General features: G+C 38.8%; 25 protein-coding genes. 6 read left to right on the top strand and 19 right to left on the bottom strand.

The features are described from left to right. Positions 1-22 precede the first annotated feature (22 nt). Complete coding sequence (rho, locus tag MLC52_RS03045; protein WP_346389463.1) at positions 23-1,375, top strand: transcription termination factor Rho; 1,353 nt, start codon at positions 23-25, stop codon at positions 1,373-1,375. Between the two features lie 103 nt (positions 1,376-1,478). Here rho and MLC52_RS03040 read toward each other — a convergent pair whose 3' ends face one another. The 4 genes from MLC52_RS03040 to MLC52_RS03025 form a co-directional block, all read right to left on the bottom strand. After that, positions 1,479-1,808, bottom strand: coding sequence for a thioredoxin family protein (locus MLC52_RS03040; RefSeq protein ID WP_151900884.1), 330 nt, complete (start codon positions 1,806-1,808; stop codon positions 1,479-1,481). A 3-nt stretch (positions 1,809-1,811) separates the two neighbouring features. Next, positions 1,812-3,038, bottom strand: coding sequence for a Mur ligase family protein (locus MLC52_RS03035; protein ID WP_434581254.1), 1,227 nt, complete (start codon positions 3,036-3,038; stop codon positions 1,812-1,814). Then, on the bottom strand, positions 3,019-4,365 hold the full coding sequence (locus tag MLC52_RS03030) for a hypothetical protein (RefSeq protein ID WP_434581252.1): 1,347 nt from the start codon (positions 4,363-4,365) through the stop codon (positions 3,019-3,021). Before MLC52_RS03030 ends, MLC52_RS03035 begins: the two co-directional genes overlap by 20 nt. Positions 4,366-4,431: 66 nt before the next feature. Further along, positions 4,432-4,875, bottom strand: coding sequence for a host attachment protein (locus tag MLC52_RS03025; protein WP_151900887.1), 444 nt, complete (start codon positions 4,873-4,875; stop codon positions 4,432-4,434). Positions 4,876-4,986: 111 nt separating this feature from the next. On the opposite strand from MLC52_RS03025, the gene pcm reads away from it, so the two are divergent. Both pcm and MLC52_RS03015 read left to right on the top strand, forming a co-directional pair. Further along, positions 4,987-5,616 (top strand): protein-L-isoaspartate O-methyltransferase, encoded by a 630-nt coding sequence (gene pcm, locus MLC52_RS03020; RefSeq protein WP_434581250.1) that lies wholly within the window; start codon positions 4,987-4,989, stop codon positions 5,614-5,616. 57 nt (positions 5,617-5,673) lie between these two features. After that, positions 5,674-7,377 (top strand): DNA polymerase III subunit gamma/tau, encoded by a 1,704-nt coding sequence (locus tag MLC52_RS03015; protein WP_434581620.1) that lies wholly within the window; start codon positions 5,674-5,676, stop codon positions 7,375-7,377. On the opposite strand, the gene MLC52_RS03010 is transcribed toward MLC52_RS03015, so the two are convergent. Both MLC52_RS03010 and MLC52_RS03005 read right to left on the bottom strand, forming a co-directional pair. Then, the gene (locus MLC52_RS03010) at positions 7,374-7,586 is read right to left on the bottom strand and encodes a hypothetical protein (protein ID WP_418641097.1); all 213 of its coding nucleotides are present in this window, start codon (positions 7,584-7,586) and stop codon (positions 7,374-7,376) included. The genes MLC52_RS03015 and MLC52_RS03010 overlap by 4 nt on opposite strands. A 64-nt stretch (positions 7,587-7,650) precedes the next feature. After that, a complete protein-coding gene (locus MLC52_RS03005) occupies positions 7,651-8,325 on the bottom strand; it encodes a response regulator transcription factor (protein ID WP_151900896.1) in 675 nt (224 codons plus the stop codon). Positions 8,326-8,411: 86 nt separating this feature from the next. Between MLC52_RS03005 and MLC52_RS03000 the strand changes: the two genes are divergently transcribed. Next, positions 8,412-8,861, top strand: a complete 450-nt coding sequence (locus MLC52_RS03000) for a hypothetical protein (protein WP_151900897.1) — start codon at positions 8,412-8,414, stop codon at positions 8,859-8,861. On the opposite strand, the gene MLC52_RS02995 is transcribed toward MLC52_RS03000, so the two are convergent. Beyond that, the gene (locus MLC52_RS02995; RefSeq protein ID WP_434581247.1) at positions 8,858-9,664 is read right to left on the bottom strand and encodes a TIGR00282 family metallophosphoesterase; all 807 of its coding nucleotides are present in this window, start codon (positions 9,662-9,664) and stop codon (positions 8,858-8,860) included. The genes MLC52_RS03000 and MLC52_RS02995 overlap by 4 nt on opposite strands. A gap of 82 nt (positions 9,665-9,746) precedes the next feature. Here MLC52_RS02995 and MLC52_RS02990 point away from each other — a divergent pair, with 82 nt between their 5' ends. After that, positions 9,747-10,757, top strand: coding sequence for an amidoligase family protein (locus MLC52_RS02990; protein ID WP_434581245.1), 1,011 nt, complete (start codon positions 9,747-9,749; stop codon positions 10,755-10,757). Further along, the gene (locus tag MLC52_RS02985) at positions 10,736-11,410 is read left to right on the top strand and encodes a gamma-glutamyl-gamma-aminobutyrate hydrolase family protein (protein ID WP_151900900.1); all 675 of its coding nucleotides are present in this window, start codon (positions 10,736-10,738) and stop codon (positions 11,408-11,410) included. Before MLC52_RS02990 ends, MLC52_RS02985 begins: the two co-directional genes overlap by 22 nt. Here MLC52_RS02985 and MLC52_RS02980 read toward each other — a convergent pair. The 12 genes from MLC52_RS02980 to yajC all read right to left on the bottom strand — a co-directional run bounded on the left by MLC52_RS02980 (position 11,403) and on the right by yajC (position 24,880). Continuing rightward, positions 11,403-11,813, bottom strand: a complete 411-nt coding sequence (locus MLC52_RS02980; protein WP_346389445.1) for a YqaA family protein — start codon at positions 11,811-11,813, stop codon at positions 11,403-11,405. The genes MLC52_RS02985 and MLC52_RS02980 overlap by 8 nt on opposite strands. Continuing rightward, positions 11,814-14,807, bottom strand: coding sequence for a DEAD/DEAH box helicase (locus MLC52_RS02975; protein WP_434581243.1), 2,994 nt, complete (start codon positions 14,805-14,807; stop codon positions 11,814-11,816). After that, positions 14,807-15,178, bottom strand: coding sequence for a bactofilin family protein (locus MLC52_RS02970; protein WP_346389443.1), 372 nt, complete (start codon positions 15,176-15,178; stop codon positions 14,807-14,809). Before MLC52_RS02970 ends, MLC52_RS02975 begins: the two co-directional genes overlap by 1 nt. Further along, the gene (locus tag MLC52_RS02965; RefSeq protein ID WP_434581241.1) at positions 15,079-16,038 is read right to left on the bottom strand and encodes a peptidoglycan DD-metalloendopeptidase family protein; all 960 of its coding nucleotides are present in this window, start codon (positions 16,036-16,038) and stop codon (positions 15,079-15,081) included. Before MLC52_RS02965 ends, MLC52_RS02970 begins: the two co-directional genes overlap by 100 nt. Further along, positions 16,028-17,113 (bottom strand): bifunctional folylpolyglutamate synthase/dihydrofolate synthase, encoded by a 1,086-nt coding sequence (locus MLC52_RS02960; protein ID WP_434581239.1) that lies wholly within the window; start codon positions 17,111-17,113, stop codon positions 16,028-16,030. Before MLC52_RS02960 ends, MLC52_RS02965 begins: the two co-directional genes overlap by 11 nt. Before the next feature lie 62 nt (positions 17,114-17,175). Beyond that, positions 17,176-18,723 carry a GGDEF domain-containing protein gene (locus MLC52_RS02955; protein ID WP_434581237.1) on the bottom strand — a complete coding sequence of 516 codons (1,548 nt, stop codon included), beginning with the start codon at positions 18,721-18,723 and terminating at the stop codon, positions 17,176-17,178. 16 nt (positions 18,724-18,739) lie between these two features. Next, the gene (lptE, locus tag MLC52_RS02950) at positions 18,740-19,258 is read right to left on the bottom strand and encodes an LPS assembly lipoprotein LptE (RefSeq protein WP_434581235.1); all 519 of its coding nucleotides are present in this window, start codon (positions 19,256-19,258) and stop codon (positions 18,740-18,742) included. Between the two features lie 2 nt (positions 19,259-19,260). Next, positions 19,261-21,732, bottom strand: coding sequence for a leucine--tRNA ligase (gene leuS, locus MLC52_RS02945; protein WP_434581233.1), 2,472 nt, complete (start codon positions 21,730-21,732; stop codon positions 19,261-19,263). Between the two features lie 14 nt (positions 21,733-21,746). After that, complete coding sequence (locus MLC52_RS02940) at positions 21,747-22,085, bottom strand: DUF6394 family protein (RefSeq protein WP_151900907.1); 339 nt, start codon at positions 22,083-22,085, stop codon at positions 21,747-21,749. Continuing rightward, positions 22,085-23,056 (bottom strand): protein translocase subunit SecF, encoded by a 972-nt coding sequence (gene secF, locus MLC52_RS02935; RefSeq protein ID WP_151900908.1) that lies wholly within the window; start codon positions 23,054-23,056, stop codon positions 22,085-22,087. Before secF ends, MLC52_RS02940 begins: the two co-directional genes overlap by 1 nt. A gap of 2 nt (positions 23,057-23,058) precedes the next feature. Beyond that, positions 23,059-24,624 (bottom strand): protein translocase subunit SecD, encoded by a 1,566-nt coding sequence (gene secD, locus MLC52_RS02930; RefSeq protein ID WP_151900909.1) that lies wholly within the window; start codon positions 24,622-24,624, stop codon positions 23,059-23,061. After that, a complete protein-coding gene (yajC, locus tag MLC52_RS02925; protein WP_151900910.1) occupies positions 24,614-24,880 on the bottom strand; it encodes a preprotein translocase subunit YajC in 267 nt (88 codons plus the stop codon). Before yajC ends, secD begins: the two co-directional genes overlap by 11 nt. Positions 24,881-24,958: the final 78 nt, after the last annotated feature.

Below are 24,958 nucleotides of genomic sequence, written 5' to 3'. Positions count from 1 at the left end.
ATCAATTAAGGCAGTCATACATATGAGTGAAAATGAATCTTCCACACAATCGCGTAAAAACACTAAAAACAATCATAAAAACAATTCAAAATCCAGAACACACACTCCTGTAAAAGGCTCAAGTGTCGAAGAACTTCGTACAAAAAGCATTCAAGAGCTTGTTGATATAGCGACACAGCTTGGTGTTGAACAGCCAAATGAACTCAAACGCCAGGATGTAATCTTTGAAATACTCAAAGCACAGACTGCACAGGGCGGCTATATTCTTTTCAGCGGTATTTTGGAAATTATGCAAGACGGTTACGGTTTTATCCGTTCAATCGATCAGAGTTTTAATGAAAGTATCAATGATGCCTATGTATCAAACACACAAATCAAACGCTTTGCTCTGCGAAACGGAGATGTTGTAACGGGTCAGGTTCGTCCCCCAAAAGATCAGGAACGCTACTACGCGCTTATAAAGATAGAAGCAGTCAACTCCCTTCCTCCGGAGGAGAGTAAGAAAAGACCTCTTTTTGAAAACCTCACACCACTTTATCCGACAGAACAGCTCAAACTCGAATACCGTGAAAAAGGCTTGACAGGCCGTATGATGGATCTTTTTTGTCCTATCGGAAAGGGACAGCGCGGTTTGATAGTTGCGCCTCCAAGAAGCGGGAAAACAGAGCTTTTAAAAGAGATCGCACACGGTATTACGACAAATCATGCTGAAGTTGATTTGATGGTACTTCTTGTGGACGAACGCCCAGAAGAGGTAACAGACATGGAGAGAAGCGTCAAAGGAGAAGTCTACAGTTCTACCTTTGATATGCCTGCAAAAAACCATGTAAAAGTTGCCGAGATGGTCATAGAAAAAGCAAAACGTAGAGTAGAGCTTGGTCGTGATGTCGTTATTCTCCTGGATTCTATCACTCGTCTTGCACGTGCCTACAACACAGTTACCCCTTCAAGCGGAAAAGTGCTCTCAGGCGGTGTGGATGCAAATGCCCTGCATAAGCCAAAACGTTTCTTCGGAGCGGCGAGAAACATTGAAAACGGCGGCAGTTTGACTATTATTGCCACAGCTTTGGTTGATACGGGAAGCCGAATGGATGAAGTTATCTTTGAAGAGTTCAAAGGGACAGGAAATATGGAAGTCGTCCTTGACAGAAAAATTGCAGACAGACGTATCTACCCTGCTATTGACATTCTCAAATCAGGAACACGTAAAGATGAACTCCTTATCGGTCCAGAAGTATTGCAGAAGGTATTTATTCTTCGTCAGATGCTGCATAAACAGGATAACGAAGTCGAAGCACTCAAATTTATCTACAACACTATGGGCAAAAAATCTACGAATGAAGAGTTTCTTGAAAGTATGAACACAAACAGCTAGTGTTCATGTTTTTAGGAACCCGTACTTCAGTGCGGGCTAAGAGTGGCAAGAGTATTACAACAGCCGGCACTGAAGTACCGGTTCCGAAATTGAGATTAAGTCCTTAACACTCTTTCAAAATCACATCTATCATATCATCGGCAAGAGTAATCCCTGTTCTGTAAAAAAGCTGTTTCTCTGCCTCTTTAAATATCAAAGTAGTCGGCACTTCTTCAACAAAATACCGCTGTGTCAGATACTCCGACTTTCCGCTGTCAATGCTCAAAACAGAAACATTCGCAAGCCTGTCACACAACTCCTCAAGCTCCATGTCCATAATCTGGCATGCATCACAGTAGTAAGAACCAAACTTTAAAACGACAAATTTTTCTTTTTCAAATTCTCTTGCCAAAACAACATCAAAATTATCTTCATCCACATCTATAAACGCCATTGTCTATCCTTTTAATTGCTTAACTGCTCTTTTAAACTCATCCCCACGCTCTGCAAAGTTTTTATATTCGTTAAAACTCGAAGCAGCAGGAGAGAACAACACGGTTTTTCTTGCTATATTATAGGCTTTTTTGACACTCTCTTGCAAGTTTTTTTGCAAAAACAGATTTTTTTGTTTCACTTTTACATGTAAAGCATCATAAATTTTTTTCCCTGTATCTGAAAAAAGTATGATGTTTGCGACATCACTTGTAAGCAAAAAATCTATCAGCACTTCATAATGCACACCTCTGTCATTCCCCCCGATTATAAGCGTATCAACATTTTTTAAAATTTTCACAGCCTCTATGGTAGCCTGAGGAATTGTTGCTATTGAGTCATTTATATAAGACACACCCTTGACTTCTTTGACAAATTCCAGCCTGTGAGGAAGCGTTTGAAAAGCGTTAAGTGTTTGCATATATGCCTCATCACCGAGTGCCAAAATTTCTTTGAGTTTTTCAAGTATCTGCAAAGTAGATTTATGAATAAACCCGTTTTGCAGACTGAAATCCACACTGTATTTGAGTTCATTTTCATATACATTATATCCGCAGTCCAATTTTTGCGCCAGATTATATATAAAAATATCCTGCTTGCTCTGATACCTGTATATATTGAACTTGGCTTCATAGTATTGATGTACATCTTTGTAATAATCCAAATGTTCTTCAAACAGATTGGTCAAAATCGCAATATGAGGGGAATGCGTTACATGTAAGAGCTGATGAGAGGAGAGTTCCATCACTATTTTTGTCTCAGCGCTGATCTCTTCGAGCATATCAAAAGCGGGTATACCGATATTGCCGCATAAAATACTCTTTTTTTCTGCATTTTTCAACAAACTGTCTATAAGTGTTACAAGGGTACTTTTGCCTTTTGTTCCCGTTACTCCGATAATCTGATGTTTAAAATGCTTGAGCAACAGTGCTGTTGTAGAAGAAAAATGAAAAGAGTGATAATCAATGTCCAAATTATACAAAGAGATGCCGGGTGATTTGATAATCAGTTCTGCTTCATGGAGCCTGTCCAAATAATTCTCATCACAAGAAGGATGATTTTTATCTATGATAACAAGTTCAGTACCCGGTAAATATTTTTGTGCAAAATTATAAAAAGATTTCCCTTCTACACCAAAACCGAAAATCCCGATGCTTTTATACTGTTTTAAATCAGAAACTAAGTTTTTCAACATGGCTTTTGAGGTTCTTTTTGAATTTTTGTGGCAGATTGTTTTGCCCGTCATAGTTTACATGTAAAGGATATTCCATATTTTTTGGTTTGTAGGTTTTCAACAGGGACGGCAATTCTTGTTGAGAATACGAATAATATTTTTTGCTTAATGCGTAATTGACCTCATCATAGGTCCCCACACACTCAAAAGGTTTGACGGCATCACTTTGGGAAAGTCCGTCAAAAAGTTCTTGCAGTGCCAAATCGTCAAGCATATCTTTGCCAAATATTTTTTGCAGTGCAGCGTCCTCTATATAATTGCACAGCATGATATAGGTAAATAGGCATTTTGGGCATTTGCCACACCATTCATTGCGCTTGCTGCCAACATTACAACTGCGAAACGTAAAAAAGTGTTCTTTTGCAAAGCTGGCAAAAAGCTTGGCAATGTGTATCTCGTCCAAAGGACGCAAAAAACTGAAATACTCTACATCCTCCGTTATAAAACTAAAAACATACTCCCGAAAATCATTTTCAAACTCTATAGATTTTGAGTACTGATGGTTGATTTTCTGTCCGTTGTAGATGATGTTTTCTTCATTGGCGCTTGATTCGTTTGAAAGGACGATGTACTTCGTTTTATACAGCAGACCAAGCCAAATGGAGATAAAGCCGACAATGGAGGAAAAAGGGATATGTCCGTTTAAGTAGCCACGCGCATTAAAATCCAGAATTTTCTCCAGGTCAAGCTCTCTTTTTAGTTCTATCGCATGTTTTGGATGCTGCTTCAGTATCTCTTGTGAAGCAACAATAGGGTTCATAGAAAACATCAATGCATCAGGAAACTCCTTTTTTAAAAGCTCATAACTTACAAGAGAGTCTTTTCCTCCGCCAATCGGTATGATGATGTTTTGCTGTGTGCATAAAGCTGTTTTGTCAAATGTCTTGCCTTTACATGTAAAGCGAACAAGATCTTCTTGCTTTACCTCGATGCCATTGAGATAAATATACTCCCCCAGCCCATTAAAATAAAGCTTTTCAAACCATTTTTTCTGCATTTCGTTTATTGTTCCGCATTCTATGACAAACTCTTGCGGCAGAGCGATTTTGTAGTAACTGATGGCTTCTGCAAGGCCGATATGAAAAACAATATTTTGCATAGAAAAATCTGTAGATATTTTTTCATTTTTTGTAATGCTGAGACGATGAAGAAAGTCAGTAGTTTTTCCTTCTTCATCAAGTTGATAGTGAAAGTGCAGAGCTATTTTATCTTCATCTTCTTGAATTTCATAGCTTTTGTATATAAATTTATTTGCTTTTTTACGCAACTCTTTAAATTTTTTCATGAGAACCATTTGATATTTTTAAAAGATTATATAATCTTTTAACTCTATATCAACTAAAAGTTCCCATTAGTTAAAATACTCAAACAGTTTGTTTTTATCGATTTTCACCAAATCAAGCGCCACATTCTTTTTCAAAACAGCCTTTGTTTCCTGGCTGAGTTTATCAAGCAGTTCGGCATTGTTCTCCTGTGGAAACGCTAAAAACAGAGATTTTGGCTGTATCTGCTGTACAATCATATCTATATCTTCTGCCACCTCAGTAAGTGTTCTTTTTGCAATCGTCTCTTCAACACTGTGTTCTTCAATTGTTGCGTGTCCTTTTCTGCCATTGGCATCACTTTTGAGTTCATGGAGTTTTTTTCTGCCCTCAATAAAATCTTCAGCATTCACCAATTCCAAAGAGTAGTTAATTTTCAATTCATTGTTATAAATATCTTCATGTTTTACTGTTTTATATGCTTTTAATTCCCCTAAGTCTGCCACAATTATAACTGTATTGTCTAATTTCATAATTCATCCTTGTAAAAAAATTTAAAAACATCATCAAAACAAAAGATGCTTTACATTATGATATGGAAAGAATACTTTATTGCAGATAAATTTCAGACAAAAGGAGCAAATATGCGTACAAACCATGAACTCATTCAAAGCATGCAAAATTCTGGCGTTTTAAAAACACCACAAATCATAAAAGCTTTTGAAAAGATTGACAGAAAATATTTTGTGCCCGAAGGTTTTGAAGAAGCAATTTACAGAGATGCTCCCCTGCCCATCGGCGAAGGACAGACAATCTCTCAGCCTTCAACAGTTGCTTTTATGCTTGAACTGCTTCAACCACACCAAGGAGACTCTGTTTTGGATATAGGGTCAGGTTCCGCCTGGACTACATCACTCCTGTGCGCCATTGTAGGCCAAACCGGTCATGTTACGGGCATGGAACGTGTTGAGAGACTTGTCAGTATTGGACAAAAAAACCTTTCGCAGTTTGGTTTTGGGCAGTGTCATATCGAAAAAGCAGGCAAAGAGTTAGGAAAACCGGGAGAACAGTTTGACAAGATACTGGTCTCTGCCAGTGCACCGGAAATTCCTTTTTCACTTTTTGAACAACTCAAACCCAACGGTGTACTTGTCATACCGGTAGGCAATTCCATCTTTAAGTTTAAAAAACTTCAAGATGGCAGAATACAGCAAGAGGAATATGCAGGTTTTGTATTTGTACCTTTGATTTACCAGGAAAAACAGTTTCATTAAATCATCTTTTAATCCACTCTCTGCTAAAATCTATTTACCTGAATTTGGAGTATGAATTTGAAAGAAGCGCATGAAGTTTTAGCCAGAAAATATCGTCCGTCAAACTTTGATGAACTTATCGGTCAAGAGACGATAGCACAGACTCTCTCACTTGCACTTGATTCAAACAGACTCTCTCATGCCTATCTGTTTTCAGGGCTGCGCGGGAGCGGAAAAACTTCAACTGCCCGTATCTTTGCCAAAGCACTCATTTGCGAAGAAGGAATGAGCCATAAACCTTGTGACAAATGTTCCAACTGTGTGATGGCAAAAGAGAATCGTCATATGGACATCATAGAGATGGACGGGGCAAGCAGCCGTAAAATCGACGATATTCGTGATCTTATAGAACAGACAAAATACAAACCGGCCGTTGCCAGATATAAAATCTTCATTATTGATGAAGTACATATGCTCACAAAAGAGGCTTTTAATGCTCTGCTTAAAACACTTGAAGAACCGCCCCAATATGTCAAGTTCGTCCTTGCAACCACTGACCCGCTCAAACTTCCTGCAACAATTTTAAGCAGAACACAGCATTTTCGATTTAAAAGTATTGCCACAAACAAGGTCGTTGATCATCTTGCCCATATTTTGCAACTTGAGGGGATAGAGTATGAAACAGAGGCGCTTGAAATTCTCGCAAGAAGCGGGAGCGGAAGTCTTCGTGATACGCTGACATTGCTTGATCAGGCAATAATCTACTCAAAAAACCATGTTGATGTTCGTACCGTTACAGATATGCTCGGACTGGTTGACCCAAAATTTATCAGTAAACTTTTCGATACTGTTTTTGCAAAAGACTATGCACGGCTGGTAGAGTATACAAAAGAACTGGAAGATTACGAAAGTGAAATGGTTGTAGACGAACTCATCGCTTATCTCAAAGATAAAATGTATAATCAGGATGCTCTTTTTTCTACACTGGTACTTGACAGGTTTTTTAGAATACTGAGTGAATCAAAATATCTTTTCAGCATTAATGCCGATGGTTCCTTTGTGCTTTCGATGATATTTTTCAAGATGACAGAAGCGCTTAAAATACGGGAAATTGATCAGATGATAGAATCTTTTGAAAAAGATGTGAAACGTCCTGAAATTATTGTATCACAGGAAGAGAAAAAAGAGGTGCAAAGCTCCTCTCCTGTAAAAATAAAAATGCAGGAAACTACCCCTGAGATGAACGGCAAAGTCGCAAAAGAAACCTCTGCAGAAAATACGCAGGAAATACCGCCCAATGAGCATCTTCTCACTTTTCAAACGCTCATAGAAAGAATCACAGACAGAAACTATGCACTTGGTGAGTGTTTTACAAAAAATATTCGCTTTGTTTCCTATGAAAAAAACATACTTACTTGGGAGAGTTGTGCGGACGAAGAGTGTAAAAAAGTGCTCAAACACGGATATGCGGTCATTAAACAGCTTGTTCGTGAAACCTTTAGTTTTGAGACAAAAATAAAAGGAGTTGCCTGCACGAAGATAGAAACAGAAGAGGAACCACAGACACAGGCATCACAACCCGTCGAACAACAGCCCGAAATGCAAAGCGGCTCTACCGTCGAGGACATTGAAGCAGGCGGTGCTGCAAGCTGTGTCACAAACTGTGACGAGCCTTCTGTGCAAGATGAAACAAACGGCACTGACATCACAAAAGAGCCGATGATCCAAAAGGCGATAGAGATGTTTGAGGCAAAAAAGGTCACCGTGCAGTCAAAAATCTAGTCAAAAAAAATTTCACTGCAGCACAAATCTTTTTGATGGCAATACTCTAATATCTCAACAAAAGGGGTAGAGTTCCTTTTTTTGATTGTTGCAAATTTTGATTGGGAAATATTTAGTAAATTTGCCACATCCTTATCATATACTTTCGTATTTGATCCATTCGCAATATGCTCTTTGAAAACTTCTATAATCGTTCGAAAATCTCTCATTCTTACTCCTAAGAGCAACAATATAACCAAGAAAAATCAAGAAAGCTAAAAATATGTCAATTTGTTAACATATTTTATATCCTACTCCGCGAACTGTTTGTATATAGTCTTTTGACTTGTCCGGGTCTATCTTCTCTTTGAGCCTGTTGATGGCAACATTGACAGTCTTGTACTGGTGGTTTTCACTGTCACCCCAAACATTTTCAAGCAGATAATCCCTGTCAAGTACACTGTTTTTATTTAAGATAAATTCACTTAAAAGATCAAATTCAAGCTTTGTCACATCAACAGGTCTTCCGTCTACATGTAATGTTCTGCTGCTTTTGTCAAGCAGTAAATCTCTAAAAAGCAATTTTGAATTATTGTATTTTTTTGAAGTTCTTTTTAATACAGATCGGATGCGAAGGACCAATTCTTTCATATTAAACGGTTTCGTGATGTAATCATCTCCGCCTCGCAAAAAGCCACTCTCAATATCTTCATCTCTGTCTTTTGCACTTAAAAATATAACGGGTATATCAAGCCCCTCATCACGTAGTTTTGCAACAAACTCACTTCCTTCAACACCGGGAAGGTTCCTGTCCATTATAAGTAAATCTATATCTTCTTCATCTAAAATCTGCACAACTGTTTTTGTATTTAAAAAGCCTATTGTTTCAAATCCTTCTTTTTCCAGGGTGTATTCCAACAGTTCGAGCAAATCTTCCTCATCTTCAACTATTACTATATTTGCACTCATAAATATGCCTTAATATTTTTTATAATTATATCAAAGATTCTATGGTATAATAGACCAATTGCGGAAATTTTGAAGAGGGAAAAAAGATGTTTGTTTCATCATACAATACATATATACCAAACAAGCACACATCAAAAATAGATAAAAATACGCAAAATGAAAGAGACAATTTCTCTCAAGAGCAAGAAAAAGTATTCTCAAAAAGCCTTGAAAAAGTTGTTGCTTCTTCTGTAAAAATACCACTCAATTATATTTCAAACTATAAGTCATTACACAACCAGCAGTTACTGCAACAGCAAAATACACCCAAAAAAGAGTATGCCAAAACAAAATTTGAAAAAATAAAAAAAATCAGCAGTGCCCAGAATGCCTACAGTGAAAATTCTCACTATTTTTCTCTTGCGCAAAAACCCAAAACAGCGTTAACACAAGAGGTCAAACAGCCTGAAAACATACAACGCAACACTCTTTTAAAACAGAAATTTATCAATACCTATATTGCAAATGACAACTACTACAGAGTAACTGCCGCCTAATCCGGCCATGCCTCGGTTTTAATCACTCTGCTGTCATCAAAAATTTTCAGTTTATATGCTTCACTGCATTTGCCCTCATTGATTTGCATGACAGCCATCTGCAGAATTTTTTTACACTTTTTTGGAATATCAAAATGCCCTTTTAGACCTGTCAAAAACTGTTTTACAGGAACATCCTTGTCCATGCCTATAATATTGTCACGGCACCCTGTAAGCCCTATATCACTCATATATGCCGTACCGTTTACAATTTGAAAATCATCAGTGCCTACATGAGTATGTGTCCCGATAATTCCGCTTACTTTTCCCTGAAGCATCATCATCAGTGCGCGTTTTTCACTTGTAGCCTCAGCATGAAAATCAACAAAAATATTTTTTATCTCCTGCGTGTGCAGCTCCTCAACCGTATTTTTTGCACAGCGAAAGGCATTGTCGGTATAGGGCATTGCATAGTGCCCCATTATATTAAGGACAGCAAGTTTTTCACCCTTTATATCATAAATACGCAGACCGGTTCCCGGTACTTCCTCAGGATAATTATGGGGCCGCAGCAGTTCATGCGTATCTAAAAGAGGAATAATCTCTTTTTTATCCCAGGTATGATTGCCTCCGCTCATAACATCGATGCCGTAGGAGAAGAGTTCATTTGCATTTTTGAGTGTCAACCCAAAACCGTGAGAAGCATTTTCATAATTTGCAATGACAAAATCTATTTTGTGTTCTTCTTTTATTTTCTTCAGATAATCCCGCAACATAATACGTCCGGGCTGACCTAGTATATCGCCTATAAATGCTATTTTCAATGTATAATTCTTTTCGTTTGTTTTTTAGAATTATAGCCAAATCTTTTCCCTGTTTTTCTTTAAAAAACAGTATAATTGCAGTATGAATCATTTTATGCAACCACCTGTACGTATCAACGCTTCAAATGAGCTTCGAAAAGTCGGCTTTGAACTTGAATACAGTGCCATTGAGTTACAAAAAAGTGCAGAATTACTTATTGAAACTCTAGAATCCGGCAGTATGGAAAAAATAAATCCTTATCATTACAAAATCAGAGATACCTGCTATGGCGATTTTAATCTTATCCTTGATTTTCAGTTTCTTATTTCACAGGGTCTGCAAAAATGGCTGCAGAATATAGGACTTGACCAGTTTATCGAAACAGAAATTGCACTGGCTTTGGAAGAGTTCATAGCCACCCTTTCTCAAACTATCGTGCCTTATGAAATCACAACACCGCCGCTTCCTTTGGATAAAATTGCAATTATAGAGAAGATAAAAGAGACGTTTCGAATAAACGGAGCACTTGGAACTGATGCCAATCCTCTCTATGCCTTTGGCTTTCATATCAATCCTCAGGCCTTCTCTTTTGAAGTAACAGAAATTATTGATACACTCAGGGCCTTTTTCATTCTTTATGAGACGCTTGTGCTATGGCTGCAACCTGATATTGTACGCAGAATCAGCCCCTATATCAAACCTTTTGAAGAGGAGTATATACAAAAAGTACTCAAAACCTCTTACAAACCGGATATGAACCGGTTTATCTGCGACTATCTGCAATATAACCCTACCCGTAATCGCGCACTGGACCTCTTGCCTCTGCTTGCCTGGATAGATTCCAATCAGGTTTTCAAGACACTTCCCGAAGAAAAAATTTCACCACGTCCTGCCTATCATTATCGCCTTCCAAACTCCAAGGTTGACAAAAAAGAGTGGCACACCTACGATGCCTGGAACAGCTGGGTCATCATTGAAAAACTCGCTCAAGACAAAGAGATGCTTGCACAACTTGCCGGCGAATACAGCAAATACCTCACTGACCCTTTTTCGTTTTTGAAAAAAGAGAAGTGGTTGCAGCAGGTAAATGTATGGCTGAAAAAACAAATATAATCATAACAGGCTCAAGCAAAGGAAGTCGCAGTGCCTGGATGACAAGTCGTGCTTTGCTCACGCTCTTTGGTGTGAATGCAAGGTTTTTACATCCTGATAATTGGGACAAGAACACCCAAATGGATGGGCTTGTGCTTACAGGAGGTGTGGATATTGATCCGCATACTTTTCATACATCCAGGCACCCCAGTGTAAAAAAAACCGAACCACTGCGTGATGCAATGGAACTCTTTTTACTTGAGCGCGCACTCACACAAAACATTCCCGTTATGGGAATATGCAGAGGCATGCAGCTTATCAATCTCTTTATGGGCGGATCACTTCACCCGCATATACCGGAAATGGATTTGGATTTTAGACATCCGCATTCTCTGCTGCCTCAAAACACCATCAAAATAGAACCAAAAAGCCATCTGCATAAAATTCTCAAAGCCGAAAAATTAAAAGTCAATGCCCTGCATCATCAAACAGTGAGAACACTTGGAAAAGGGCTGAAAGTTGCAGCAAAAGATACAAACGGCCTCATACAGGCCATTGAAACAGACAATGAAGACTTCATTCTGGGTCTGCAGTGGCACCCGGAGTTTATGCCCTATCACTGGAGTACCTACCGCATTTTTGAAGCTTTTTCCAAAGAGATAAAAATCAGATAAAAAAAAGTGCCAACAGTATATAACGAATACCTTTTGCAAACAGAACAAGCAAAAAAAATCTTTTAAAGTTATAATGCAGAGCACCGGCTACAAAAGTAATAGGGTCACCGATGATCGGAGCCCAGGAGAGCAGCAGCACGATGGCACCGTAACGATCAAACATTGATTCGGCTTTTTTATACGCTCTCATTTTTACATATTTTTTCCGTGCCAGATAATCAACCCCTTTTTTGCCCAAAAAGTAGTTCAAACAGGAACCAAGGGTATTGCCGAGTGTAGCAACACCCAGTAGAGCATAAATATTGTAACCGGCTGTAATATCATAAACCAATACAGCTTCACTCACTACCGGCAATAAAGTCGCAGCACCGAAAGCGCTTAAAAAAAGAGTAATATAGACCAACTAGAGCACTTTTGGTTTGCTGTTTCTTAAATAGTACAGTGTTGCTTTAATAATGTCATCATCATCTTTCGAATCTGATTTTATTGTCTCCTTGGACTCATTTAAATAGGTAAATGTGATATTTTGTCCATAGTTTGAAATCGTTTTGATTTTTTTCTCCAGGGACAAAAGTTTAATAACCATCAATTCAAAAAACTGTTTGGTAGGAATGTCCAATTCGCCAAAACGGTCAATTACCTCTTCTTCTATTTCATAGATCTCCACAGCACTTTCACACTGGGCAAGTCTTCTGTAGATATCTAAACGCAACCTGTCTTCTTGTACAATTTCATCACTGATAAAAGCGGATATGCTCAGTTTTACATCTACCTTTGCCCGCTCTCCCTCGGCTGTATTGCTCAACTCTTTTATAGCATCTTCAAGCATTCGAAGATACAGAGAGTAGCCGATATTTTTAATATGTCCGCTTTGTGCATCTCCTACAAGATTCCCGCCGCCGCGAATTTCCAAATCATGATGTGCCAGCACAGAACCCGAACCTAAAAAGGAGTTCGATTCTAATGCCAAAAGGCGTTTTTTGGCTTCATCTGTCAAATTTTCTTTGTTTTGTACAATAAAATAGGCAAAACCCTCATTGTGTCCACGACCTACACGCCCGCGAAGCTGATGCAAATCTGCTATACCAAATCTGTCTGCACCGTCTACAATGATGGTATTGACACGGGGCATATGAATACCGCTCTCAATAATGGAGGTGGCTATCATGACATCATATTCGCCTGCTTCAAATTTCAGCAGCTCTTTTTCTGTTTCCACTGCCGATATTTTAGAATGCAGCATCAGCATTCTCAAGTCAGGTAACAGGGCCTGCAGTTCTCCCAGTTTTATAGGCATATGGTCAATTGAATTGTGCACATAAAAAACCTGACCGCCACGACGAAGTTCTCTCAAAATAACCTCTTTTATCAGCTTTTCATCATACTCTTTTACAAAAGTCCTTACACCCTGGCGCTCACTCGGCGCTGTCAATAGCTGACTCATTGTTTTTATGGAACTGAGTGCCTGATTGAGTGATCGCGGAATCGGTGTTGCACTCATAGAGAGCAGATGCACATTATGGTAGAGCTCTTTGATTTTCTCTTTTTGCTTCACGCCAAACTTGTGTTCTTCATCTATAATAACGACGCCAAGTTTCTTAAATTCCAGTCCAAAAAGCGTGTGCGTCCCGACAACACAATCTATTTCACCGCTTGCCAGCCCTTTAATAACTGCATTTTTCTCTTTTGTGGTGACAAATCTGTCAAGTTTTGCATAACGGATACCCAAATCTTTAAACCGCTCATCCAAAGAACGCCAGTGCTGTGCTGAAAGCAGTGTAGTTGGTACAATAAATGCCGACTGATAGCCTGACTTGTAGGCTGCATAAATAGTGTTGAGTGCGATTTCTGTTTTACCAAAACCGACATCTCCGCTTAAAAGTCGGTCCATTATATGCCCTGAACTCATTTGTGAGAGTATCTCCTCAACAGCCTGAGTCTGGTCATCTGTATATTCAAAGCCTGAAAGTGCCTGAAACTGCTCCAGCTCTTTTTTATCCAAAGAAATCTTTGGTGCTTTTATAAGCGCTCTTGCTGCTGCCGTGTTAACAATCTGTCCTGCAATTTCAAGCAGCCTTTTTTTTACCTTTGCCTTGAGTTTGCCAAAGCTTCCTTTTCCCAGCCTGTCCAGTACAGGTGTCGCACCGCCTCCTGCAATGTAACGGTCAATATAGTCGAGGTTTTCTACAGGCAGCAGTATTTTATCATCACCGACATATTTAATGACGATAAAGTCTTTGACTCCGCCGAGTATTTCGGTTTTTTCGATTTTTTCAAAGATACCAACACCATAATCTTCATGAACTACATAATCACCTGCTTTTAAATCATCCAAAAGAATAGAGGTTTTTCTTCTGCGGCGTTTTTTATCGGCTTTGTTCAGTGATATAACCAGCTCATCAGGTGTAATAATATTTAATATATAAGGAGCCTCTACAATGCTTAAGCCTGTTGTATCATAAATACCGGCCTGTTTTATTGTCGCATTATTTGCAGCAATGAGCGTTACTTTTTTGTTTTTGTGAACACTTAAAAGCTGTGCAGGATTTACAACAACCAACTCTTTGACATCATCACTCTCTTGTAACACTTCAAGATCAAAAGCATCTCTTGGAAGCTGCGGATTGTTTATGCCGTAGGCATCTTTGAGTATATTGTCTAAATTTCTGACAAGCTTGACATTTTTGCCTGCTAAAAAATTCTCTGCCAATTCATCAAGATGCCAAAACCCCAAAGAGGCTACATCTTTGTTGAGTGCATCAAATTCACTCTTTTGTATTTTTTGATGCAAGGCATTGTAGGATGCTTCATCCAGAGCATAAAAAGCACTTCGTATTTCTACACTTTCCAAATCATCGCCGAGGGTTCTTTGTGTTTCAAGGGCAAAGGATTTTATTTGTTCTATTTCATTGTCAAAAAGGGAAATTCTTATCGGATTTTCGGAAGAAGGTACAAAAATATCTATAATATCCCCACGATGAGAAATTTCACCTGCAACCTGTACCATATCAACAAAAGTGTATCCCCAGTAAAGCATCTGCTCTTTAAACTCTTTGAGATTAATCTCTGAGCCAAATTCAAGCCTCATCTCACCGAGCAGCTCTTTTTTTGGCAAATGAAAGAGAAGTGTTTTTAAAGGAGATATTACAAGTGGTTTTTTCGCGCAAAAATAGTATGTTCTTAAAGCAAAACAGAGTTCGTGCAACTCTTCTTTGTAAGAACGCAAATCATCACCGTAACCTGGTCTGAAATCGGGAAAAACAACAACATCCCGTCCAAAAAACTTTGCTACATTTTCAAGTTCATATGCTTCTTTTGCATCTTCACATACCAAAACTTCAAGGGCATCTTTTTGTGCATTGTTTTTAAAATGATTAAATAAAATTGCCTGTGACATTACTTTCCTGTTTCTTTTACTATTGAGTTTCCCTGAAAAATACCTTTGGCCTCTATGACAAGTTCAAGCGAGGTAATTTCGCCATTTACATGTCCTGCCGCTTTTATTTCAACACGGTCTGCATGTATACTCCCCTCAACCAGGCCTTGAACCACGAGACGCTTTGTTGTAATATCGCCTTTTACATGTCCGTTTTTACCCACATTCACCTCTTTGGACGACTTTATAAACCCCTCTAACTCTCCGTCTATATAAAGATTGCATGTAAGTTCTATTTCGCCTTTGATTTTTGCTCCGGCTGTGACAATTGCTGTGTTTGCATCTGTTTTATCACTTTTATCCGCGATGTTGCCATTATTAAAGATTGCCATGGTATCTTTTTCTCCTTTTTAAAAATTTCATCATAATTTTGCTGTGTCCATTTTATAAAATAATACGGATTTAATGCACGGTGAATAAAGCGTATTTCATAATGCAAATGCGGTCCGTTACTGAGCCCGGAATTGCCTGTATAGGCAATTAAATCACCTTTTTTTACAAATTGTCCTGACTTTACCACAATTTTGTTTAAATGTCCAAAGTACGATTTAAAACCATACACATGTTCGAGTATGACAAGTTTTCCAAAACCGCTGCGCCTGTGCAGCCCTGCCCATTCAACAATACCGTCAGCCGTTGCATACACAGGAGTATTGAATTTCGCTTTCATGTCAGAACCACGATGAAACTCTTTTTTATGCAGTGTCGGGTGTATTCTGTAGCCGAATTTGCTTGTAATCCCATGGTATTTTACAGGAGATCCGCTTGGTATAAGTTCCAGCAGTGTTGCTCTGTGCGATGAACTGAGCATTGTCATATTTACTCTTTCGGCCAAAGATTCATTCGCAAGAGGTTTGAGTCCTATGAGCGTTTCAATCTGAGACAAAGAATCTGAAAGTTCATCAAGCTCTTTTTCTTTTGCCAAAAGGGAATGTGTTGTACTCTTCATCTCTTTTTGCAAGGCTTGATTTTGACGCAGCATCTCTTTATATGCCTGTGCCACTTCATTTTTTTTACTCTGCAGTTTATCCACACTGGCATTTAAATACAAAATAGTTCCTGCGGCAATCAGTACAATACTCAGTAAAAAAAGTCCGGTATACAAAAAAGCTTTTTTTATAAACTTGTGAACATTAAACTGCTTGACACCGTTGTCATCATGAATAGTAACCGTAAAATGATTATCCACCATGCACCTTCAAAAATGTTTCCACAACACTGAAGGAGCCAAAAACAAGATAATTTTTATTTGCATCTATCCCTTGAAAGCTTGTGTGTTTCATCTGCAAATCCTCTATTGCCTTTTTGAGTTTGCTCAATTCTTCTATTCTTTCATCTTCTACAGCTATAATTTCCACATGTTCAATTATCGGCTGTAAAACAGTAAGTATTTCACTGTAATTTTTATCTTTAAAACTATTATAAACCAATATATATTTATTCTCTTTTAAACTTTCATAAATTGAACGTGCCGCAAGCGTGTTGTGTCCCACATCTATCAGTATGTTTGTCTCTAATTGAGAAAGTCTGCCAAATAATTTTGCATGCTTAAAATCTTCTGCTTCGTACGAAATGCCCAGACTCTTTAATGCCGCGATACTTACCATTAAATTTTCTTTTAAATAGCACGCCAACCTGTGATACCTGGCAATTTTTTCAATCTTCGCTTTGTCTTGTGCATCTAAAAGTTCACTGTAGTCTGCGACATGGATATTTTTTTCCTGTGCGATTTCTTTGGCAATCTGCATCACTTCTTTATGTGGCTGTTTGGACACAATTACTTTTTTTTGCATAGCATTGAGTTTTGTCGTGGCTATGGACAAAATATCCGAACCCAAAAAAGCTTCATGATCAAAACCAACCGGTGTCACAAGTGTTAAAATATTTTCAAATACCGCTGTTGCATCATGCTCTCCGCCAAGCCCTGCCTCAAGAACAATATAGTCACACTCCTGATACAAAAAAACTGCCAAAAGTGTTGTATATTCAAAGTAGCTTAATGAATCTGCATCCTGGGGGTCCAACAGTGATAAAAGCTTTTGATGTGCTTCGTTTAAGAGTATATCACTGACATTTTCTCCGTTGAACCAAATGCGTTCATTGAAAGTCAGTATATGCGGAGAGGTATAATGCCCCGTAGTAAACCCCAAAGAGTACAAGGCTGACGCCAAAAAACGTCCTGTTGTCCCTTTTCCGTTTGTTCCCACAAGATGAATAATTTTTGGCAATTTTAATGAAGCTTTGATTTTTGCGTATACTCTGGGCATACGGGTGTAGTCTATGGTGTCATAATATAATGGTTTGCTGCTAAGAAATTCCTCTAACACGTTTATTTTTTATACTCCGCTCTGTTTCTTCCCTCTTTTTTGGCTTTATACAGATATTCATCGGCAGAATTTATCGTCGCGTCAAGTGAAATATGATCACTTCTTTGCGCGACACCGGCACTCACAGTCACTTTAATACGCTTGCCTTTATATACAAAACGAGTCTTTTCGACATGCTTTCTCACCTTTTGGGCAAAAGTCACACCACCTTCCAAATCCGTCTCACTTAAAAGTGCCAAAAATTCTTCGCCTCCAAAACGCCCGACTATATCTACTGTTCTACTCTCTTTTTTGAGTATTTTGGCAAATGCCGCCAAAACCGCATCCCCGGCTTCATGTCCATAGGTATCATTTACTTTTTTAAAAAAGTCTATATCAAACATAACAATGACAAAATTATGTCCATAGCGTTTGTATTCTGCCTCTTTCATCGTTAAAAACTCATCAAGCGCGCGCTTGTTATACAACTTCGTTAAAAAATCCTCTTTTGATTCCTGTTTTGCTTCTTCAAGCTCTTTTTCAAGTGTACGGACTTTTTTGCTCAAAGCTTTGACTTCCTCACTGTGTCCCTGCAAATCTTTACTTAAAAGATGTGTATTTTTCTCTAAGGCAACAGCAATTGTAAAAAGTTTTTTATGTGCAAGTGCAAAGTTTACAGTTGATTCTTCCGTATAAGATTCCAACTCAAGTTTTATTTTTTGTATTTCGGCATTTGAGTTGTCAGAACTCTCTATCATGTCTATAAGACGCAGTGAAAGTTTATCGAGAACTCCGTCAATAGACTCTACCATCTCTTTGACAGTTTTTTTGTCAAGTGCTATGCGCAAAGATATGGCTGACCTGATTTCATTTTCAACACTTTCATGTTCAAGCAGTTCAGGATTTTTCTGGATTTTTTCACTCAAAGCTGCAATCGTATCATTCACACTTGAAGCAATGGAGGGAACAAAAGAAGCTATCAAAAGTTTTGATATTTTCTGTAAATCCACACTTTGGTTTTCTTGTGCACCAACACATTCCAAATGTAAATTTTCAATAGTTTTTTGTAAATCCCGCGTATCTACATCACCGTACTCTTTCAATTTTTGCAAAAAAGCATCATCATAAGTAGTTAAAAAATTGACCCATCGTTGTCGAAACTGGTCCAACTGTTCAGGCTGGGCACCATGCTCTATAAGTTCCAGAGTTTTTTGTGCAAGCTCACCCGCTTCTTTGTTGTGTAGTACAGTAATAACCTGCAGTACCCTTTTTGTCAGTAATGTTTGGGATTCAAGCAGGTTTGAACACTGCGTCGGGTTGGTTCTGTTGAGTTTTGAAATCAGCAAACGTACAAACTCATGCATCGTTTTTATATTGTATTTTTTGAGCTCTTTTTGTAAGTCTTTGTTGAGCATGGCATTGAACTTGTCAATATGTTGACAATCTTCAACCTGCATATTTGCTTTTTGCGCCTCTTTGCAAAATGCTTCTGCATAAAAGTCAGGAGTCAGTAATTTTCCTTCGAGTTTTAATCTTTTGACAGCTTTACTTATGATTGTTTGTATAGTCATGTAATCTTCTCCTGATTTATAGTTGTGATCCTTCTGCTGAGACCTGTGCAACAAAAGATGCTATAGCCTTGATGGCACTGAATTTTATCGCATCAAATCGTTCCTGATCTGTTATAACAGCATTTGGTACAACCGAAAAGTCATAGGTACCTCTTGCCGTATACGTTTTTTTAATATTTTTTGATTCTCTTGCAATCTTTAAAACAATTTTTGCCCGATATGCAATAATATACCCTTCTGCATTATACTGAATTGGCGAATAACTCGGTGGTGTCAGAGAAAAATTCAACGTTGTATCGGCATGGGATTTGTCTGTTAGAGAGGCATGAAAAATTTCCACAATGGCGCTGTCTACCGCATCTTTTATTAAAACGGTATTTTGGGGATCCAAAGCTGAAATGACAACATGTGTGTATATTTTTGAACCAATAACACTTCTGGCATACTTTGAACTTGGCTTATATCCGCATGCATTCATTGAAACAAGAAGAATCAAAAGAGCAAATACCTTCAATGCATGTGAATATTTTCTCATTCTTAGCCCTTTACAACAATATTGACAAGCTTTTTAGGAACAAAAATCTCTTTGACAATCTCTTTGCCTTCAAGCCACTTGGCAATATTTTCTTTTGCTGCTGCAATAATTGTCTCTTTATCAGCATCAGCGGCAACTTCAATTTCCCCTCTTTTTTTCCCGTTGAGAGAAACACCCAAAGAGATGCTCTCTTCTACAAAAACTTCTTCTACTGTTTCTTGCGGAGCCAGGTTGTTCAGTTTGAAATATTGCTCACTGATTTCATGACAGGTATGAGGAATAACAGGTTCCATAATCGAGCTGAGTATCCAGTATCCTTCCGTCCATACATCTGCATTTTTTTGTGCATTGAGCGCATTCATCGCCTCCATGACACCGGCAATCATTGTATTAAATGTGTATCTTTCATTATAAACATCTTCGGCACGTTTGAGTGCTTCATAGACTTTTTTACGGGCAAACTTCTCTTCTTTACTCAAGTCTGCATGATTGATTTCAGGCTTCTCGTTACATGTAAAGACATTTGCAGTTCGCTCAAAAAATCTTTTTATAAACTTGTAGGCACCCTCAACAGCACTGTCATTCCATTCAAGTTCCTGTGTCGGCGGTGCGGCAAAAAGTATAAACAGACGTGCCGTATCTGCACCGTATTTCTCAATGATGGCATCAGGGTCAACCGTATTGCCCTTTGATTTGCTCATTTTGGCCCCGTCTTTAAGTACCATTCCCTGGGTTAAAAGTTTCTCAAAAGGTTCATCCAAATCAATATAACCCAAATCACGGAACACTTTTGTAAAAAAACGCGCATATAAAAGGTGTAAAATCGCATGTTCTATCCCACCGATGTAATGATCAACACCTTCATGCCCTTTTTGGTGCATCCAGTATTTTATCTGCTCAGGTGAAAATGCCTCTTTTTCCCAGTTTTGAGGCGATGCACAAAAACGCAGGAAATACCAGGAGGATTCTACAAAAGTATCCATCGTATCTGTTTCACGAACAGCATCTTTTCCACACTCCGGACATTTACAGTGTTTCCATGTCGGGTGTTTTTCCAAAGGATTTCCCTCTCCTGTAATCTCTACATCATCCGGCAGAGCCACAGGAAGATTCTCTTTTTTCTCCATAACAAGACCGCACGCGTCACAATGAATAAAAGGAATAGGTGCACCCCAGTATCTTTGACGACTCACACCCCAGTCTTTGAGTTTATAGTTTGTCGTCTTTTTGCCCAAACCTTTTTGTTCAAACACAGCTATGATTTTTTCCTGTGCCTCTTGAGAGTTCATCCCTGTAAATTCGCCGGAATTTATAAGCTCACCGACTTCTGTAAAAGCAGATTTTAAAAAGTCATGTTCTGTTTTAAAAGGCCTGATAACCGGTTTTACAGGCAGGTCATACTTTTTAGCAAAATCATAATCTCTCTCATCATGTGCAGGTACGGCCATAACCGCTCCGCTTCCATAATCCATCAATACAAAATTTGCCACCCAGACAGGAATTTTTTCTCCTGTGAGCGGATGCGTTACATGTAAACCAAGAGAAACACCCGATTTCTCTTTTTGCCGCTCGATTGAAGAGGTGTTTTTCATAGTCTCAATTTTTGCGACAATATCCGCATCAAGCAGTTTGTTCTCAATCATATACGAAACAATTTCATGTTCAGGTGCCAAAGCCGTATAACTCACACCGTAAATAGTGTCAGGTCTTGTTGTAAAAACATCAAAACACTCAAATGTATGCGAAAGTTTTGCTTGACTTGCTTCATCAAAGTGTAAATCAAAAGCAAGTCCGTTTGACTTGCCTATCCAGTTTTCCTGCATCGTCAGAACCTGTTTTGGCCAGCCACCTTCAAGTTTTTTCAAATCATTTAAAAGTTCGTCTGCATAAGCTGTAATTTTAAAATAGTACTGATTCATCTCTTTTTTGACAATCGGTGTGTCACATCGCCAGCAACATCCATCCACTACCTGCTCGTTTGCCAAAACAGTCTGATCATGCGGACACCAGTTAAGCATCCCTTTTTCACGGTACAGCAAACCTTTGTTATACATATCTATGATAAAGCCCTGTTCAAACTTCGTATAAAGCTCATCACTTGTGGCAAATTCACGTTTACGTGAGAAAGAGAAACCCAGAGAATAAAATTCGTTTTTCATATAGTCAATGTTGTCATAGGTCCAGCTTTTAGGATGTGAACCGTTTTTTATAGCAGCATTTTCCGCAGGCATACCAAAGCTGTCAAAGCCAATCGGGTGTAAAACATTTTTGCCCTGCTGTCTGTGGTACCGCGCAAAAGCATCACTGATAGAGTAGTTTCTTACATGTCCCATATGCAGGCGTCCGCTTGGAAACGGAAACATTGAAAGAATGTATTTTTTCTCTTTGGTAAAATCTTCACTCGGCTCAAAACTTTCGTTTTGATTCCAGTATTCCTGCCATTTTTTTTCTATAGTTTTTGCGTTATATTCCAATTTTATTCTTCCTGTTAATATTCTTCGTGTGTTTTACTGCTCTCAATGTAGACAAGTCCCATTGAAAATACATTGGCAATCAATGCACCGATTGCCAGGGCAATTGCCCAGGAATCATTCTGCACAATAACCAAAAAGACAAATGCCGGAATCAGGTGCAGGTCTGCCACCAAAGAAGATGCCAACAGTTCGGCTGAAAGCAGATTACGCACACCGATTTTTAAAATTGTTGAAATCAGATTCACACTTGCGGCTATAAACAATGAAATAGCCGTATTTTCATATAAAAACCCTGCGATCGATGTAAGACTCATTAATGAAAAAAATACGTATACTACTTTACCCCAATCCATTACATAACTCCTGATTCAAACTGTTCGCGCATTCTGTTTTTTTCTGCTTCTCTTTTTGCTTTTTCTGCCAGTTTTGCATGATAGTTTTTCACATCAAAACCAAACAGTATCAACAACGGTGAAGCAACAAAGATGGACGAATATGTTCCTACGATTATACCTACCAAAAGCGTAAATGCAAAGGCATGAATAATCTCTCCGCCAAACATAAACAGTGTAAAAACCACAAAAAAGGTCGTTAAAGAGGTCAGTGTCGTACGGGCAAGCGTTCTTGTGATAGATTCATTGATAATCTCTGTCAAATTCGCTTTTTTGGATTTTGTAATCCCTTCGCGGATACGGTCAAAGACAATAATTGTATCGTTGAGCGAATATCCCAAAAGTGTCAGTATTGCAGCAAGTACATCAAGGTTGACATCAATCTGAAAGAGAGCCACCGCACCCATTGCAATCGAGACATCATGCACTAACGCGGCTATAGAAGCCACGGCAAATCGCCATTCAAATCGAAATGCCACATAAACAAGAATCGCGGCTATAGAGAGAAAAAGTGCCATAAGCCCTTTCTCTTTTAACTCTGAACCTACTTTTGGACCTACAATATCAACACGGCGAATCGTAAAATTGCCTGTACCCTGCAGTGCTGCTCTTGCAACATCACCGATGTCTTTTGCTACACTCGCACTCGATGTTTTCATACGAATGACAACTTCATCCGGAGAACCGAACTCACTGATGGAAGCACCGTCAAAAAGTTTGTCTGCCTGCAGTTTTTCCCGCATCGCTTTGATAGGGGCTTTTGTGTCATACTTTACCTGAACAATCGTTCCTCCGGCAAAGTCGATCCCGTAATTGAGTCCTTTTGTCGCCAAAATCGCATATGAAGCCAAGATAAGAATAATTGAAACTGCCATCGCAATTTTTGATTTACCCATAAAATCAATGGGCTGTTTATACTTAAAAAATTCCATAATTATCCTTTAATCCCAAACCAGAAACGGTAATTTTTGCTTTTGCCCATTTTAGGTTCAAGCATCTGATAAATTCCGTGTGTTCCGAGAATTGCAGTGAGCATAGATGCCAAAATACCGATACTCATAGTAATGGCAAACCCTTTTATAGCACCTGTACCATAGACATACAAGACAACAGAAGCAATCAGCGTCGTGATATTTGCATCCAAAATTGCCGTCATTGCGTTTGCGTAGCCTTCTTCTATGGCCTTGTGCATAGATTTTCCCTCATAAATGAGTTCACGGATTCTTTCGGTAATAATGACATTCGCATCCACCGCCATACCGACCGTCAGGACGATACCTGCCATACCCGGCAGCGTCAATGTCGCACCAAAAAGACTCATAACCGCCAAAAGAATCAACAGGTTTGCAATCAGGGCAATATTTGCAATTACCCCTGCCATACGATAATAAACCATCATAAAAACAATAACAAGAATAAAACCGCCTATCAGCGCTATCATAGATGCTTTAATACTGTCAGCACCCAGACTTGGGCCGACAGAACGTTTTTCCATCATATATATTGGCGCCAATAATGCACCCGAACGCAGTGCAATCGCCAAATCTTTTGCCTCAAGCACTGTATAGTTTCCGGAAATCTGTCCGCTGCCTCCGCCGATGCGTTCATTAATATTCGGTGCAGAATAGACTTTCCCGTCAAGTACGACTGCCAGACGTTTGCCTACGTTTTTGCCGGTAAAATCACCGAAGATGTCAGCACCCTCTGCATTGAGTTTAAAATTAATCACCGGGCGGTTGTTTTGGTCAAAGCCCACATTTGCACCGGTAAGCATCCCGCCGTCCAGAATAGGGATTTCATGCACAAGATATTTGATTTTAGGATTTTTCACATCTTCTAAAATCACATCACCGTATGCCGCCGCATCCGCATCGCTCATATTGTAAACACGTGCATTTCTGGCTTCATCAACTGCCATCATTTCAAGTTTTGCCGCACGAGAAATCAACTCGCGTGCACGCTGTTCTTCCTGCGGTGTTTTAATCCCCGCAAGCTCTACAAGTATCTTGTCTTTTCCCTGACGTGCGACAACGGGCTCTGAGAGTCCGAACTGGTCAAGTCTGTTTCTGATCGTTTCAATTGCCTGCGAGACTGCCTGCTGTTTTGTTTTTTCTATCTCTTTAGGCGTCAGACTCAAGGTTATGACAGAACCTTTGTGTGTAACTTTCACACCTTCAAGTTTTGATAAAAAATCATCAAAGTTTTTAATCTCGTCACTATCAAGCACTTCAAAAGTTACACTTTTGCTGTCAAAGCTCAATCCGTCTATTAAAATATCATTGCGTTCTGCAAAGTGTTTGATACTTGCTGCTATTGATTTAATACGTGATTTTGTCGCTTCCTCGGTTTTCACACCGAGCAGCATATGCAGTCCACCCTGTAAATCAAGGCCTAAGGTTATTTTTTTGCCGCTTTGGGTCTGTAAAAGTGATGGAAGAGAAAATACAATTCCAAACACTATTGCCAGAGCAAAGATGACTATGCGATAATTAAGCTTCATCCTCGAACTTCTTTGCAATGGAATCTTTTGTAATTTTTACGAGTGTATCATCATTGAGTTTTACTGTCAAAAAGTTCTCTTCAACTTTATGAACAACAACGATAAAACCGCCGTTAGTGATGACTTTGTCACCTTTTTTAAGAGATTCAATCATCTCTTTTTTGGCCTTGGCCTCTTTTTGCTGTGGGCGAATAATTACGAAATACATAATTGCAATTAAAAATACAAACGGTAGTAGTTGGGAGATAATTTCCATATCTTGTGCTTCCTTCTCTTATAAAATTGCAGCGATTATACAAAAAATATACTAATAAGCTCTTAAATTCAGTACAAT

It is taken from the genome of Sulfurimonas sp. NW15 (assembly GCF_051132285.1).
Taxonomy (GTDB): Bacteria; Campylobacterota; Campylobacteria; order Campylobacterales; family Sulfurimonadaceae; genus Sulfurimonas; species Sulfurimonas hydrogeniphila.
Note: the sequence above shows the minus strand (reverse complement) of the source record. Positions and strands in the feature narration are given on the sequence as shown.

Bases quoted from the DNA above. Each gene is read 5' to 3' on its own strand.
- MLC52_RS02965 (WP_434581241.1), bottom strand. From the start codon at position 16,038: ATGGTGGATAATCATTTTACGGTTACTATTCATGATGACAACGGTGTC.
- lptE (WP_434581235.1), bottom strand. From the start codon at position 19,258: ATGAGAAAATATTCACATGCATTGAAGGTATTTGCTCTTTTGATTCTT.
- MLC52_RS02975 (WP_434581243.1), bottom strand. From the start codon at position 14,807: ATGTCACAGGCAATTTTATTTAATCATTTTAAAAACAATGCACAAAAA.
- rho (WP_346389463.1), top strand. From the start codon at position 23: ATGAGTGAAAATGAATCTTCCACACAATCGCGTAAAAACACTAAAAAC.
- MLC52_RS03010 (WP_418641097.1), bottom strand. From the start codon at position 7,586: ATGAGAGATTTTCGAACGATTATAGAAGTTTTCAAAGAGCATATTGCG.
- MLC52_RS03040 (WP_151900884.1), bottom strand. From the start codon at position 1,808: ATGGCGTTTATAGATGTGGATGAAGATAATTTTGATGTTGTTTTGGCA.
- pcm (WP_434581250.1), top strand. From the start codon at position 4,987: ATGCGTACAAACCATGAACTCATTCAAAGCATGCAAAATTCTGGCGTT.
- MLC52_RS02990 (WP_434581245.1), top strand. From the start codon at position 9,747: ATGAATCATTTTATGCAACCACCTGTACGTATCAACGCTTCAAATGAG.
- yajC (WP_151900910.1), bottom strand. From the start codon at position 24,880: ATGGAAATTATCTCCCAACTACTACCGTTTGTATTTTTAATTGCAATT.
- MLC52_RS03005 (WP_151900896.1), bottom strand. From the start codon at position 8,325: ATGAGTGCAAATATAGTAATAGTTGAAGATGAGGAAGATTTGCTCGAA.
- secF (WP_151900908.1), bottom strand. From the start codon at position 23,056: ATGGAATTTTTTAAGTATAAACAGCCCATTGATTTTATGGGTAAATCA.
- MLC52_RS02955 (WP_434581237.1), bottom strand. From the start codon at position 18,723: ATGACTATACAAACAATCATAAGTAAAGCTGTCAAAAGATTAAAACTC.
- MLC52_RS02985 (WP_151900900.1), top strand. From the start codon at position 10,736: ATGGCTGAAAAAACAAATATAATCATAACAGGCTCAAGCAAAGGAAGT.
- MLC52_RS03030 (WP_434581252.1), bottom strand. From the start codon at position 4,365: ATGAAAAAATTTAAAGAGTTGCGTAAAAAAGCAAATAAATTTATATAC.
- secD (WP_151900909.1), bottom strand. From the start codon at position 24,624: ATGAAGCTTAATTATCGCATAGTCATCTTTGCTCTGGCAATAGTGTTT.
- MLC52_RS03000 (WP_151900897.1), top strand. From the start codon at position 8,412: ATGTTTGTTTCATCATACAATACATATATACCAAACAAGCACACATCA.
- MLC52_RS02960 (WP_434581239.1), bottom strand. From the start codon at position 17,113: ATGCCCAGAGTATACGCAAAAATCAAAGCTTCATTAAAATTGCCAAAA.
- MLC52_RS02940 (WP_151900907.1), bottom strand. From the start codon at position 22,085: ATGGATTGGGGTAAAGTAGTATACGTATTTTTTTCATTAATGAGTCTT.
- MLC52_RS02970 (WP_346389443.1), bottom strand. From the start codon at position 15,178: ATGGCAATCTTTAATAATGGCAACATCGCGGATAAAAGTGATAAAACA.
- MLC52_RS03025 (WP_151900887.1), bottom strand. From the start codon at position 4,875: ATGAAATTAGACAATACAGTTATAATTGTGGCAGACTTAGGGGAATTA.